The sequence below is a fragment of the Pseudomonas taetrolens genome (genome assembly GCF_900475285.1).
Taxonomy (GTDB): Bacteria; Pseudomonadota; Gammaproteobacteria; order Pseudomonadales; family Pseudomonadaceae; genus Aquipseudomonas; species Aquipseudomonas taetrolens.
In genome coordinates, this window is record NZ_LS483370.1 from 1,184,937 (window position 1) to 1,198,482 (window position 13,546).

The window sequence follows — 13,546 nt, forward strand, 5'->3', positions numbered from 1 at the left end:
AGCATGAGAGAGTCGCGTCATTGCCCGGCGGTATTGATTGCCGCACCGGCTTCCGGTCAGGGCAAGACCACTGTTACAGCCGCCTTGGCCCGATTGCACCGCAATCAGGGGCGCAAGGTGCGGGTGTTTAAATGTGGCCCGGATTTTCTCGACCCCATGATCCTGGAGCGCGCCAGTGGTGCGCCGGTGTATCAGGTGGATTTGTGGATGGTGGGTGCCGATGAAAGTCGCCGCTTGCTATGGGAAGCTGCCGCAGAGGCGGACCTGATCCTGATTGAAGGTGTGATGGGCTTGTTTGATGGCACACCCTCCAGCGCCGACCTGGCGCGGCATTTCGGGGTTCCGGTACTGGGCGTCATTGATGGCACCGCCATGGCCCAGACGTTCGGCGCGCTGGCATTGGGCCTGGCGCGCTATCAGCCGGACCTGCCGTTTGCCGGAGTACTGGCCAATCGGGTGGGAACCGTACGCCATGCGCAGTTGCTGGAAGGCAGCCTGACCGAAGGCTTGCGCTGGTACGGCGCGCTGTCCCGCGAAACCGGGATTGAGCTGCCGAGCCGGCATCTGGGGCTGGTCCAGGCCAGTGAGCTGAATGACCTTGATGCCCGTCTCGACGCGGCAGCCAATGCACTGGCCAGCACCTGCGAGGTAGCGCTGCCGCCTGCGGTCGAGTTTGCAGCCCCTGAACCGGTGGTGGTCGAGCCATTGCTGGCCGGCGTGCGCATTGCCGTGGCTCGCGATGAGGCCTTTGCCTTCACCTACGGTGCGAGTCTGGCGTTGTTGCGGGAAATGGGCGCTGAGCTGGTATTTTTCTCACCGATTCGCGACACGCAGTTGCCAGAAGCTGACAGCCTGTATTTGCCCGGCGGTTATCCCGAACTGCATCACGTTGAGCTGTCACGCAACCGCTCGATGCTGGCCGCGATTCGTGCACACCATGACGCCGGCAAGCCCTTGCTGGCCGAGTGCGGTGGCATGCTGTATCTGCTGGATGCCCTGACCGATACCGACGGCCAGCGTGCCGAGCTGGTCGGGCTGCTGGCGGGCGAAGCAACGATGCAAAAGCGTCTGGCCGCGTTGGCCTTGCAGGCCGTGGAAATGCCTGAAGGGCTGTTGCGCGGTCATACCTATCATCATTCGCTGACCAATACGGAGTTGCAACCCATCGCCCGCGGACTTAGTCCCAACGGTGGGCGTGGGGCCGAAGCGGTCTATCGCGAAGGTCGAATGACGGCTTCTTATGTGCATTTTTACTTTCCGTCCAACCCCCAGGCCATTGCTGCGCTGTTCGCACCCTGCGCCGTGAAGGTGCCATGAGCGACAACGCGTTTAGTCCCCAAGAGCGTGCAGCGGTTTACCGGGCCATCGCCGAGCGGCGTGACATGCGTCACTTCAGTGGTGGCACGGTAGCGCCTGAGTTGTTGGCGCGCCTGCTGGAGGCGGCGCATCAGGCCCCGAGTGTGGGGCTGATGCAGCCGTGGCGCTTTATCCGCATCACCGACCGTGAGTTGCGCGGCAAGGTCCAGGCCCTGGTGGAGGAGGAGCGGGTGCGTACTGCTGAAGCGCTGGGCGAGCGTTCCGATGAGTTCATGACCCTGAAGGTCGAAGGGATCAACGACTGTGCCGAGGTTTTGGTGGCCGCGTTGATGGATGACCGGGAAAAACACATATTCGGTCGCCGTACCCTGCCCGAAATGGACATGGCCTCGTTGTCCTGCGCGATCCAGAACCTGTGGCTGGCCGCTCGCGTCGAAGGGCTGGGCATGGGCTGGGTGTCATTGTTCGAGCCGCGGGCGCTGGCTGATTTACTGGGGTTGCCAGCGGGTGCCAAGCCCTTGGCGGTATTGTGTCTGGGGCCGGTAGAGGCCTTTTATCCGGCGCCGATGCTGGTGTTGGAAGGGTGGGCGCGCGCGCGTCCGCTGAGTGAGCTGGTGTATGAGAATTATTGGGGAGTGAGTCCATGAGTGTGGCGTTGCTGTGCGTGGCCGGGGTGGCGCTGGATGCGCTGTTCGGTGAGCCCAAGCGCTGGCATCCGCTGGTCGCGTTCGGCCGCATGGCCGGTCGCGTTGAGCAGCGTTTCAATTCCGGCGGCCGTGGCTGGCGCAGTCATGGCGTTACCGCCTGGGTGCTGACGGTCATTCCGCTGACGATTCTGGCGACTGCGCTGTCCTGGCTGCCTTATATCGGCTGGCTGGTAGATATCCTGGCGTTGTACTGCGCGCTCGGAATGCGCAGTCTGGGCGAACATGTGCAGCCCGTGGCTGAAGCCTTGCGCAGCAATGATCTCGAGGAGGCACGTACACGGGTCGGTTATCTGGTCAGCCGTCAGACCAGCGAACTTGATTCCACCGAAGTCGCCCGCGCGGCGACCGAGTCCGTACTGGAAAACGGCAGCGATGCGGTCTTTGCCGCGATTTTCTGGTTTGTCGTCGCCGGTGCTCCGGGCGTGGTGCTCTATCGCCTGAGCAATACGCTGGACGCCATGTGGGGATATCGCAATGAGCGCTTTGAGCGTTTTGGCTGGGCCGCCGCCCGGATCGACGATGTGCTCAACTACATTCCTGCACGGTTGGTGGCGCTGACTTATGCCGTACTGGGTAAAACCCGCCTGGCCTTGAAGTGCTGGCGCAAACAGGCCCCGCAGTGGGACAGCCCCAATGCGGGGCCGGTCATGGCGGCCGGTGCCGGTGCCTTGGGCGTCGAATTGGGCGGTTCGGCGATTTATCACGGTGAACTGCATGAGCGTGCGCAACTGGGTGAAGGCGTGCCCGCCGATGCCGACTCGATTGGCCGTGGCTGGCAACTGGTGCAGCGAGGGGTATGGCTGTGGCTCTTGATCCTGTGCATGTGGAGTGAATTCTATGCTTGAGCATGGTGGACGTTTACGCCAAGCGTCCTTGCACTACGGCATCGCCGAGGCGCAATGGCTGGACTTGTCCAGCGGCCTGGCGCCCTGGCCTTTTGCGATTCCCGTGATCCCCGAGCGTGCCTGGGCGCGGTTGCCGGAAACCGATGACGGGCTAGAACAAGCGGCCTGTACCTACTACGGCGCCGCCAATGTGTTGCCGGTGCCGGGCTCCCAGTGCGCGATTCAGTTGCTGCCTCGTTTGCGTCGTGGCGGCAAGGTCGGCGTGTTGTCGCCGTGTTATGCCGAACATGCTGAAGCCTGGCGTCGCAACGGGCACATCGTGCGTGAAGTGGTTGAGCAAGAGGTCGACTTCTACCTCGACAGCCTGGATGTGCTGGTGGTCGTCAATCCCAACAACCCGACAGGGCTGAGTCTGACGCCTGAGCAGTTGCTGACCTGGCATGCACGGCTGGCACAGCGGGGTGGCTGGCTGGTGGTGGATGAAGCGTTCATGGACAACACGCCTGCGTTGAGCCTGGCCGCGCAAAGTCACCGCGCCGGGCTGATCGTGTTGCGCTCGTTTGGCAAGTTCTTTGGTTTGGCGGGGGTTCGATTGGGCTTTGTGCTGGCTGAACTCAAACTGCTCAAATTGTTGGCCGAGCAAGTCGGTCCCTGGGCAGTGAGCGGGCCGACGCGGATTGTCGGCCAAGCGTGTCTGGTCGACACCGAAGCCCATGTTCGCCAGCGTGAACGCAGCGAGTTGGCCAGCGAACGATTGGCGGCGCTGTTGACGCTGCACGGCTTGTCGCCCCAGGGAGGCTGCGCGTTGTTTCAGTGGCTGGCCACGCCCTACGCCGAGCGTCTTTACGACTTTATGGCGCAGCGTGGCATCCTGCTGCGCCTGTTTGCCCACAACAGCAGCGTGCGTTTTGGCCTGCCTGCCGACGACGCTGACTGGTTGCGGCTGGAGCAGGCCTTGTCCGCGTACACCGAGGCCTGTACCAAGGAAAACCCATGAGCACGTTAATGGTGCAAGGCACCACGTCCGATGCCGGTAAAAGCACGCTGGTCACAGCCCTGTGCCGTTGGTTGACTCGCCAGGGTGTGGGCGTGGTGCCTTTCAAACCGCAGAACATGGCGCTCAACAGTGCCGTGACCGCCGAGGGCGGTGAGATTGGCCGGGCTCAGGCCGTGCAAGCCCAAGCCGCGGGGCTGGCGCCGCACACCGATATGAATCCGGTGCTGCTCAAGCCCAATAGCGACACCGGCGCCCAGGTGATTATCCATGGGCGAGCCGTCACCAGCATGAACGCTGTCGCCTATCACGACTACAAGGCCATCGCCATGCAGGCGGTACTGGCTTCGCATCAACGGCTGAGTGCCGGCTATCCGGTGGTCATGGTTGAAGGCGCGGGTTCTCCAGCCGAAATCAATTTGCGGGCTGGAGACATCGCAAACATGGGCTTTGCCGAGGCGGTGGATTGCCCGGTGGTGTTGATCGCCGATATCAATCGCGGCGGAGTGTTCGCTCATTTGGTCGGCACCCTCGAGCTGCTGTCCGACACCGAGCAGGCACGGGTCAAGGGTTTCATCATCAACCGTTTTCGCGGTGATATCGCTTTGCTGCAGCCTGGTCTTGACTGGCTGGAGCAGAGGACCGGCAAGCCCGTGATCGGGGTTCTGCCCTATGTGATGGACTTGCACCTTGAGGCTGAAGACGGCATCGATCAGCGTCAGACCGACAAGGTCGAACGTGTGCTCAAGGTCGTGGTGCCGGTATTGCCGCGGATCAGCAATCACACGGACTTCGATCCATTACGTTTGCATCCGCAGGTGGATTTGCAGTTTGTGGGCCCCGGACAGGCGATTCCGTCGGCCGACCTGATCATTCTCCCGGGCTCCAAAAGCGTGCGCAGCGATCTGGCCTATCTGCGGGCCAATGGCTGGGACACGGCGATCAACCGTCACCTGCGCTATGGCGGAAGAGTGCTGGGGATTTGCGGCGGCCTGCAGATGCTCGGCGAGCAGGTCCATGACCCGCTGGGGCTCGAGGGTGCGCCGGGCTCAAGCAGCGGCCTGGGCTTGCTGGCATTCAGTACCGAGCTGGAGGCCGAAAAACAGCTGCGTAACGTGCGCGGGCATTTGCAGCTGGAAAACGCTGAAGTCACTGGCTACGAAATTCACGCGGGCGTCACCACCGGCGTTGCTCTTGAGCAGCCGATGGTGCATCTCGATGACGGTCGTTGCGACGGCGCGCAAAGTGCGGACGGACAAGTTCTGGGCACCTATCTGCATGGTTTGTTCGAGTCGCCTGCCGCTTGCAGCGCGCTGCTGCGCTGGGCCGGGCTGGAGGACGTGCAGGCGGTGGATTACCACGCACTGCGTGAGCGGGATATCGAGCGTCTGGCCGACCTGGTGGAAAACCACCTGGACACTGCTTATTTGCGAGCACTTTGTGGTCTGAGCCGGGAGCATCCCTGACATGTTGCAGCTGATTTTGGGCGGTGCCCGTTCTGGCAAAAGCCGCCTGGCCGAGAAACTGGCGAGCGAGTCCGGGCTCGCAGTGACCTACATTGCGACCAGCCAGCCGCTGGATGGCGAGATGAACGAGCGCGTGCGTCATCATCGCGAACGTCGTCCGGCGCACTGGGGATTGATTGAAGAACCGGTCGAACTGGCCCGGGTGCTGCGTGACAACGCGAGTGCCGACAGCTGCCTGCTGGTGGATTGCCTGACGCTGTGGATGACCAATCTGCTGATGTTGGACGATCCCCTGCAGCTCGGTGCCGAGCGCGATGCGCTGCTGGAATGCCTGGCTGAACTGCCGGGTGAAATTGTGTTTGTCAGCAACGAAACCGGAATGGGTGTCGTGCCGCTGGGCGAATTGACTCGCCGCTATGTCGATGAAGCCGGTTGGTTGCATCAAGCCTTGGCCGCGCACTGTCAGCGGGTAGTGTTGACTGTGGCGGGCCTGCCCCTGATGTTGAAAGGACCTGCGCTATGAAAACCCCCTGGTGGCTGACCCCGTGCAAGCCGGTGGACCGTGACATGCAAGCGGCTGCAGCCGAACATCAGCAGCAGTTGACCAAACCGGCGGGCTCGCTGGGCCAGCTTGAAGAGCTCGCGGTGCGGATGGCTGGTTTGCAAGGTCGGCTCAAGCCGCGTGTCGATCACGTGTGGATTGCGATATTTGCCGGAGATCACGGGATTGTCGCCGAAGGGGTTTCGGCCTATCCGCAAGCCGTCACCGGACAAATGCTGCACAACTTTGTCAGCGGCGGGGCTGCAATCAGTGTGTTGGCCCGTCAATTGGGTGCGCAACTGGATGTGGTGGATCTTGGAACGGTCACGCCTATGCTCAACTTGGCAGGGGTGCGCCATTTGCAGCTTGGTGCGGGCACGGCGAACTTTGCCACGGGGCCGGCAATGACTGATGCGCAGGGCCTGCAGGCGTTGCAGGCGGGGCGTGACAGCGTGCTGCGGGCGAAGGCGCAGGGCAGCGAATTGTTTCTCGGTGGTGAAATGGGCATTGGCAACACCGCCTCTGCCAGCGCCGTGGCCAGCGCGTTGCTGAATTGCCCGGCATCCCGCCTGACTGGCCCGGGCACGGGGCTGAATGCCGCCGAAGTCAGTCACAAGGCCCGGGTGATAGAGCGGGCCCTGGCGTTGCATGCCGGGCATCTCGATGACCCGTTACAGGCGCTGTTTCGCTTGGGTGGCTTTGAAATCGCTGCCTTGGTCGGGGCTTATGTGGCCTGTGCCCAGGAAGGCATCGTAGCGCTGGTCGACGGGTTTATCTGCACCGTCGCGGCCATGGTCGCCGTTCGCTTGAGTCCGGCGTGCAGCGAGTGGCTGATCTACAGTCATCGCGGTGCCGAGCTTGGCCATCAACATGTACTGGAAAGTTTGCAGGCTGAACCGTTGCTTGACCTCGGTTTGCGCCTGGGTGAAGGCAGTGGCGCGGCGCTGGCAGTACCGCTGGTGCGTCTGGCATGTGACCTCCATGGGCAGATGGCGACATTTGCCGAGGCCGCCGTGGCAGATCGTCCGGCATGACGGTGTATCTGGAGCTGCTGCGTCACGGTGAAACCGAACTGGGCGGCGGCCTGCGCGGTAGCCTGGATGATGCGTTGACGGCATTGGGTTGGGAGCAGATGCGCGAGGCGGTCAAAGGGCGAGGGCCCTGGGACCGCATTGTCAGTTCGCCGCTGCAACGTTGCGCTTTGTTTGCCCGCGAACTGAGCGAGCAGCTCAATTTGCCGGTGTCGTTCGAAAAAGACCTGCAAGAACTGCACTTTGGTGCATGGGAGGGGCAGAGCGCGGCGGCGTTGATGGAGACCGATGCCGAAGCATTGGGCTTGTTCTGGAACGATCCCTACGCGTTCACGCCGCCAGACGGTGAGCCGGTGCATGCATTTTCGGCACGCGTGCTCTCGGCCGTTAATCGGCTGCAGCAACGCTTTGGGGGAGAACGGGTATTGCTGGTCTGCCATGGCGGGGTGATCAAGCTGTTGCTGGCGCAGGCCAGGGGCTTGCCCCGTGAGCACTTGTTGCAGGTCGTAGTGGCACACGGCGCGCTGTTCGGCTTGCAGGTGGCAGAGGGTGGCCGTCTCGAAGAGGCTGAGTTGTGACGTCGCCGTTCTGGATCGCCCTGCAGTTTTTGAGCAGTTTGCCGATTAGTCTGCCCGGCATGCCGCAACCCCGGGCGCTGGGGCGCTCACTGTTGTATTACCCGTTGGTGGGCCTGCTGTTTGGCGTGCTGCTATGGGGGCTGAATGCGCTGCTGGCAGGTACGCCGTCACTGTTGCATGCCGCGTTGTTGCTGACCGCCTGGGTGCTGCTCAGTGGTGGCCTGCACCTCGATGGTCTGGCCGATAGCGCAGACGCCTGGCTGGGCGGCTTTGGTGATCGCGAACGTACCCTGACCATCATGAAAGACCCGCGCAGCGGGCCGATTGCGGTGGTCGCGCTGGTGCTGGTGTTGCTCCTCAAATTTTGCGCGCTGTTGGCGCTGATCGAGCAGCAGCACAGCGTGGCATTGCTGATCGTACCGCTGATAGGGCGCAGCGCCTTGCTGGGCGTGTTCCTGACAACGCCCTACGTGCGGGCCGGAGGTCTGGGCCAGGCACTGGCGGATCACCTGCCGCGCAAGGCCGGGTGGTGGGTGTTGGGCCTTAGTGCCCTGGCGTGTGTGCTGCTGGCGGGTGTGGCCGGGTTGTGGTCGCTGGGGCTGGCGACGGCAGGGTTTGTCTGGCTGCGGCAGGTAATGATGCGCCGCTTGGGCGGAACTACCGGTGACACCGCCGGCGCGTTGCTCGAATTACTCGAAGTCGGGGTGCTGGTAGGGCTGGCGCTTATCTGACTAGCGGCTATGTGTCTCGTCGTGGCGAGTTAATGCTTGATTGTGTTTTATTGCGGGTATATACATACAAAATGTTACCAACTCAGTGTTTATGCACCAATCTGCGACGCGCGGCACGTGGCGTAAGCAGGCATTACGACGGCGCCCTTGATGGCTTCGGGATCAACGTTGCCCAGTATTCTTTGCTCAGTAACCTCAAGCGTCTGGATCAGCCGAGTATTTCCAGCCTGGCTGAAGCCATGGGGCTGGATCGCAGTACGTTAGGCCGCAATTTGCGGGTACTGGAGGGTGCGGGTCTGGTGAAAATGACCGAAGGCGCGGATCAGCGCAATCGTGTGGTGTGCTTGACTCCGGCGGGCTTGGAACGTCTGAAGGCGGCCTTGCCCGCCTGGGAGGCCGCACAGCAGCGTTTGATGGATCGCTTGGGCGAAGAGAAACGTACGCAGCTTTTGCAATTATTGGATGAGTTGGCGGGTTCGGACTGAAGGCCAGTCGCTCGATCATAAATGGGTATATACCCGCTTCCGGAGAATAACAATGACAGCGGTGTGGCGAAACAGTGGTTGGGTCTTGCTTGGCAGTGCGCTTATTTTGGCGTTGTCTTTAGGTGTGAGGCATGGATTCGGGCTGTTTCTGCCGCCCATGAGCGCTCAGTTTGGCTGGGGGCGTGAAGTGTTTGCCTTCGCCATCGCCTTGCAGAACCTGATCTGGGGCTTGGCTCAACCCTTTACCGGCGCTTTGGCTGATCGTTTCGGCGCAGCCAAAGTGGTGATCGTCGGCGGCGTGCTCTATGCCGTGGGCTTGCTGTTGATGGGGCTATCGGACTCGCCGTTGTCACTGTCGCTAAGCGCCGGCCTGTTGATCGGCATCGGCCTGTCCGGTACTTCGTTCTCCGTCATTCTCGGCGTGGTGGGCCGCGCCTTGCCTCCTGAGCAGCGCAGTATGGGGATGGGGATTGCCAGTGCGGCAGGTTCTTTCGGGCAATTCGCAATGCTGCCTGGCACGCTTGGCCTGATCGGCTGGCTGGGCTGGTCTGCAGCGCTGTTGGTGCTGGGATTGCTGGTGGCGCTGGTCGTGCCGCTGGTGAGCATGCTCAAGGATCGTCCGTTGCCCAGCCTGGGAGGCGAACAAAGCCTCAAGGAAGCGTTAAGGGAAGCCTGTACGCACTCCGGCTTCTGGCTGTTGGCCTTCGGCTTTTTTGTCTGCGGGTTTCAGGTGGTGTTTATCGGTATCCATCTGCCGGCTTATCTGGTGGACCAGCACTTGCCTGCAACAGTGGGCACGACGGTGCTGGCACTGATTGGCCTGTTTAATATCTTTGGCACTTACACTGCTGGCTGGCTCGGCGGCCGCATGTCCAAGCCCCGTTTGTTGACGGGCTTGTACCTGGCGCGTGCGGTGGTGATCGTGTTGTTCCTGTGGGCGCCGGTGACGCAATTCAGTGCCTACCTGTTTGGCATGGCCATGGGTTTTCTATGGCTGTCGACGGTGCCGCTGACCAATGGCACGGTTGCGACAATGTTTGGTGTCCGTAACCTGTCGATGCTGGGCGGGATCGTATTCCTGTTCCATCAATTGGGTGCATTCCTGGGCGGATGGCTTGGGGGCGTGGTCTACGATCAAACCGGCAACTATGATCTGATCTGGCAGGTTTCGATTCTATTGAGTGTGCTGGCGGCAGCCTTGAACTGGCCGGTACGTGAGCGTCCGGTCGCTCGACTGCAGATGCAGGAGGGAATGGCATGAATACAACCTGGGCATGGCTGGGAGCCGCCAGCGGTGGTTTATTGTTGCTGGCGCTGGCCTGGTGGGGCTGGCATCAGGGTGGTCTGGCGCTGATGCAGTTGGGCATGGGTACTTGCTAGTGCGGCACAGTGACGAGTAAGTTTGGTATATCCCTCTCATCACCTCAGGACACGGCTGATGCTCAAGCGCTGGATTGCGATACCTGTACTGTTGCTTGCGGGAGCGGGTTCTGTCTGGGGGGCGGATTGTCCGCCGTTGCTGGAGGGCTCTCTGCCCAAGTTGCGGGCCAAGGAGTCGATCGACCTGTGTCAGCGTTTTGCTGGCAAGCCGCTGGTAATCGTCAATACCGCCAGTTTTTGCGGCTTTGCTCCACAGTTCAAGGGGCTTGAAGCGCTGTATCAGCGCTACAAGGGGCAAGGGCTGGAGCTGATTGGCGTACCGTCGGATGACTTCAAGCAAGAGTCCAAGGATGGCGAGGAAACAGCCAAGGTCTGTTACGTCGATTATGGCGTGACCTTCACCATGATCGATCCGCAAAAGGTTCGCGGCGCCGATGCGGCGAATGTGTTTAAAGTCCTGGCACAGCAAAGCAGCGCGCCGAAGTGGAACTTCTACAAATATGTGGTTGATCGTAAGGGCAATGTAGTTGCCAGCTTCTCCAGCCTCACCAAACCGGACAGTCCTGAGTTGATTGAAGCCATTGAGGCCGCGATTGCTTCCAGGCCTTGAATTGCGCTCATTGAAAAGCCCCGCCTCGGTGAAGAGAGCGGGGCTTTTTTGATTCAGCAGGCGAGGGGGTTGGCCTCGCTGTGAATCAGAAGCGGTACGTCACACCCAGGGCATAACCATTGGCACTGTTTTCGTATTTGGCGCTGTAGTTGTTAAGTGCATTCGAGTCGTGGACCTTGACTGCTTCTTCCTTGAGGTAGGAGTAAGCCATGTCGATAGTCAGGTCGTCGGTCACGTTATAGCCAGCACCCAGGCTGAAGATCGTACGGTCACCGGTAGGAATGCGTGGCGAACGATTTTCGTTGTTGGTAGGTGACTGGTCGAATGTCAGGCCAGTACGCAGTACCCACTGCTTGTTCACCTGATACGACGTACCGATGGCGTAAGCCCAGGTGTCGTGCCAGTTCTGGTCTTCCTTGATGGTGCTGAACAGGCCAGGCGCATAAGCACCACCGGCGCCAGTAACGCCATCGTTCTCGACGGTGATGTCTTTCAGGCGGCTCCAGCGGGTCCAGGTGGTACCTGCGTAAAGTTTCCAGGCATCACTCAGGTCCTGAGTAACCGACAGGTCCCAGGATTCTGGGGTTTCGATTTTCAGCGACGCGTCATAGCGGCCGTTTTTCAGCAGGCCCATGGCGCTGGAGCCGGCGCTGGCAGATATTTCGGTGTGGCCTTTGAGCTTGTATTTGACCTTGGAGTGGTAAGTCAGGCCGATGCGCGTGGTATCGGTGGCCTGGACCAGCACGCCGGCGTTGAAGCCCAGTGCGGTATCGTCGCCTTTGATCTTCACGTTGTTGTCACCCAGTGCCGGGTTGAACGTGATGTCAGATTCCAAGGTGCCTGCGATACGGTTGATGGTCGGACCGAAACCAATCGAAACCCGATCGTTGAATGCGTAGCTGACGGTCGGTTGCAGCGTAACAACCTTGACTTCACTTTTGCTGCCAAACGCACGGCCCTGGAAGCCGCTTTCATAGTCGGTGACCAGGCCGAAGGGCGCGTAAACACCAAAGCCCACAGACCATTGATCGTTTAGCTGGTTGGTGTAGAAGCCCATCGGAACGCCGGTGAACGGCACCATGTCACCCTTGTTGGATCCAGGGTATTTGCCCTGGGCATCCTTGATGTCAGTGGACGCGTCGATGACAGCGACGCCGCCAGTGACTTGCTGGCCTTTGAGGCGGGCCATACCGGCAGGGTTACCGAAAACGGTACTTGCATCATCGGCAGAAGATGAACGACCTGCGAAACCGGTCCCCATACCGCTTACGCTTTGTTCGTTGAGGGCGAAGCCGCTTGCGAAAATCTGGCTTGAAGCCAAAGTGACGGCGAGGCTAAGTGTGGTCTTGAGCATTACTTTTTTCATTATTAGAACTCCTTTTGATCACCGGACGAAAACTACCAACATTTTTGTGTAAGCGCTATAGGCTAAATCGCAGAAGATAGCGTTGTTTTGTAGGACAATCCGACCAGTTTTAGATCTTTTACAGGGTGTTGCCGACAGTTGAATTTCAGGCAACCTGGTTGAGAGGTGAGACACATGCGTGCCATGCGCGGGTGAAATCGCGCAAACGTCCTTGTGGCTCAAAGGCTTGGCGCCAGATCCTGGCCATGCCCAGCAGGTCGTCGGCGGGTGGAATGACGAGGTGTTGTTCTTCAATCAACAACCAGGCAATGGCGGTGGCGTAGCGCAAATTAACGGTGAGCTCGAGATGCGGGCTGCACAAAAAAGCATGTTGGCTGGCCAACCCGCGAACCAGGCTCGCTAGATCGGGGTCATGGGCCAGATAGTCATCCCACAGCGCTGCGTGACGAGGTTCGCGAATGCAGTAGAGGCCGTGACCGCGTCGATCATGCAGTGCCGAGCCCAGATTGGACTGACTGGCTGCAATGCCCAGTAACAATGCTTCTGCATTCGGGTTGTTCTGGCCCAAATAAAGAAGCGTGGGGCGAATCACATAAAGGTTCAACTCTCTGGCAGCGATACCCATATAGTCCTCGAAGCCTGAAAATGGCCGGCGACACCCAAGGGCTTGGCAGCAATGAGTCGGGAGGGCTCGCCGGAAGCGGATTGGCCGCTTGAGTTGAAGTGTAGTGTCATATCTCTGCTGTAATGTTCTGTTTTTAAATCATTTACAGCTTCGAGCTGTTCGCGATATATCCGCAAGTACTTAAGCGATGCCAGATATTTCTCAAATAACAGGCAGCAAAAAGCCCTGCTAATCAGGCAGGGCTTTTTGTGTGGACGCTTACCGAGTATCAGGCAATAAGTGCCTGACGAGTACGCTCGATCACAGCCTGCAGGGGTTCTGCGCTGGAATATTGATCGGGGTACAGACGCTCGCTGTGACGTGCGATGCCATGTTCGTTGACCAGGGTGAAGCTAAAGCAGCCTTTGCGAGCGGCCATAATCAGGCAGTTCATTGGTGCGAAGGCATTGGTTAGGGTGCGAATGGCATCCTGAGTATGGATTTGAGTAGACATAGTTATTAGGTGTTCCTACAAATGACACGGTTCTGATCCGTGCAACGTTAAAACGTTCCAGTGACGTCGAGCCATCTTTGGCTGGACGAAGAACCTGACTGGAACAAAGCCGCCAGTTGGAGCGCATTAAATTGGTAGCGCTTGGGCTGGCAGGTAGGTACTTAGGAGGGCAGGCAATCACAACAAGAGCTAAGGTTCCGTGCTCCGGGTGAAGATCCTGATCAATTTGCAGGTTGGTTCGGTCAGAGTAGAAGAGCTTTGCGATACCCTTTGTGTTTGTTCAAAGGCTGTATCGACACAAGATTTACCTGGAAACCATCGAGGGGGTCGATCCCGTTTTTCAGTGCGACTTCTCATCAAGGGAAGTTGGCTGTGGG

16 protein-coding genes are annotated in these 13,546 nt (G+C 59.9%); 13 read left to right on the plus strand and 3 right to left on the minus strand.

Translation table 11 applies throughout. The features are described from left to right. The first annotated feature begins 3 nt into the window (after positions 1-3). From DQN55_RS05705 to DQN55_RS05760, 13 genes are all read left to right on the plus strand, one after another. Complete coding sequence (locus DQN55_RS05705; protein WP_048377886.1) at positions 4-1,317, plus strand: cobyrinate a,c-diamide synthase; 1,314 nt, start codon at positions 4-6, stop codon at positions 1,315-1,317. Continuing rightward, a complete protein-coding gene (gene bluB, locus DQN55_RS05710; protein ID WP_048377885.1) occupies positions 1,314-1,964 on the plus strand; it encodes a 5,6-dimethylbenzimidazole synthase in 651 nt (216 codons plus the stop codon). The genes DQN55_RS05705 and bluB overlap by 4 nt, the downstream gene beginning before the upstream one ends. Next, on the plus strand, positions 1,961-2,869 hold the full coding sequence (gene cbiB, locus DQN55_RS05715) for an adenosylcobinamide-phosphate synthase CbiB (RefSeq protein WP_048377884.1): 909 nt from the start codon (positions 1,961-1,963) through the stop codon (positions 2,867-2,869). The genes bluB and cbiB overlap by 4 nt, the downstream gene beginning before the upstream one ends. Beyond that, positions 2,862-3,866 (plus strand): threonine-phosphate decarboxylase CobD, encoded by a 1,005-nt coding sequence (gene cobD / locus DQN55_RS05720; protein WP_048377883.1) that lies wholly within the window; start codon positions 2,862-2,864, stop codon positions 3,864-3,866. Before cbiB ends, cobD begins: the two co-directional genes overlap by 8 nt. Continuing rightward, positions 3,863-5,329 carry a cobyric acid synthase gene (locus DQN55_RS05725; protein WP_048377882.1) on the plus strand — a complete coding sequence of 489 codons (1,467 nt, stop codon included), beginning with the start codon at positions 3,863-3,865 and terminating at the stop codon, positions 5,327-5,329. Before cobD ends, DQN55_RS05725 begins: the two co-directional genes overlap by 4 nt. A gap of 1 nt (position 5,330) precedes the next feature. After that, a complete protein-coding gene (gene cobU, locus DQN55_RS05730; RefSeq protein ID WP_048377881.1) occupies positions 5,331-5,852 on the plus strand; it encodes a bifunctional adenosylcobinamide kinase/adenosylcobinamide-phosphate guanylyltransferase in 522 nt (173 codons plus the stop codon). After that, the gene (cobT, locus tag DQN55_RS05735) at positions 5,849-6,904 is read left to right on the plus strand and encodes a nicotinate-nucleotide--dimethylbenzimidazole phosphoribosyltransferase (protein ID WP_048377880.1); all 1,056 of its coding nucleotides are present in this window, start codon (positions 5,849-5,851) and stop codon (positions 6,902-6,904) included. The genes cobU and cobT overlap by 4 nt, the downstream gene beginning before the upstream one ends. Next, positions 6,901-7,479 carry an alpha-ribazole phosphatase family protein gene (cobC, locus tag DQN55_RS05740; RefSeq protein WP_048377879.1) on the plus strand — a complete coding sequence of 193 codons (579 nt, stop codon included), beginning with the start codon at positions 6,901-6,903 and terminating at the stop codon, positions 7,477-7,479. Before cobT ends, cobC begins: the two co-directional genes overlap by 4 nt. A 59-nt stretch (positions 7,480-7,538) precedes the next feature. Further along, the gene (locus DQN55_RS05745) at positions 7,539-8,210 is read left to right on the plus strand and encodes an adenosylcobinamide-GDP ribazoletransferase (protein WP_048378442.1); all 672 of its coding nucleotides are present in this window, start codon (positions 7,539-7,541) and stop codon (positions 8,208-8,210) included. Positions 8,211-8,281: 71 nt separating this feature from the next. After that, positions 8,282-8,695, plus strand: coding sequence for a MarR family winged helix-turn-helix transcriptional regulator (locus DQN55_RS05750; RefSeq protein WP_048377878.1), 414 nt, complete (start codon positions 8,282-8,284; stop codon positions 8,693-8,695). A 52-nt stretch (positions 8,696-8,747) separates the two neighbouring features. After that, positions 8,748-9,956 (plus strand): MFS transporter, encoded by a 1,209-nt coding sequence (locus tag DQN55_RS05755; RefSeq protein WP_048377877.1) that lies wholly within the window; start codon positions 8,748-8,750, stop codon positions 9,954-9,956. Further along, on the plus strand, positions 9,953-10,075 hold the full coding sequence (locus tag DQN55_RS22515) for a hypothetical protein (RefSeq protein ID WP_256930356.1): 123 nt from the start codon (positions 9,953-9,955) through the stop codon (positions 10,073-10,075). Before DQN55_RS05755 ends, DQN55_RS22515 begins: the two co-directional genes overlap by 4 nt. Positions 10,076-10,133: 58 nt before the next feature. Further along, positions 10,134-10,685, plus strand: coding sequence for a glutathione peroxidase (locus DQN55_RS05760; protein ID WP_048377876.1), 552 nt, complete (start codon positions 10,134-10,136; stop codon positions 10,683-10,685). Between the two features lie 85 nt (positions 10,686-10,770). Here DQN55_RS05760 and DQN55_RS05765 read toward each other — a convergent pair whose 3' ends face one another. The 3 genes from DQN55_RS05765 to DQN55_RS05775 all read right to left on the minus strand — a co-directional run bounded on the left by DQN55_RS05765 (position 10,771) and on the right by DQN55_RS05775 (position 13,169). After that, positions 10,771-12,051, minus strand: coding sequence for an OmpP1/FadL family transporter (locus DQN55_RS05765; RefSeq protein ID WP_048377875.1), 1,281 nt, complete (start codon positions 12,049-12,051; stop codon positions 10,771-10,773). A 145-nt stretch (positions 12,052-12,196) separates the two neighbouring features. After that, the gene (locus DQN55_RS05770; protein WP_048377874.1) at positions 12,197-12,676 is read right to left on the minus strand and encodes a hypothetical protein; all 480 of its coding nucleotides are present in this window, start codon (positions 12,674-12,676) and stop codon (positions 12,197-12,199) included. A 268-nt stretch (positions 12,677-12,944) separates the two neighbouring features. Then, the gene (locus tag DQN55_RS05775) at positions 12,945-13,169 is read right to left on the minus strand and encodes a hypothetical protein (RefSeq protein ID WP_019407963.1); all 225 of its coding nucleotides are present in this window, start codon (positions 13,167-13,169) and stop codon (positions 12,945-12,947) included. Between the last annotated feature and the right edge of the window lie 377 nt (positions 13,170-13,546).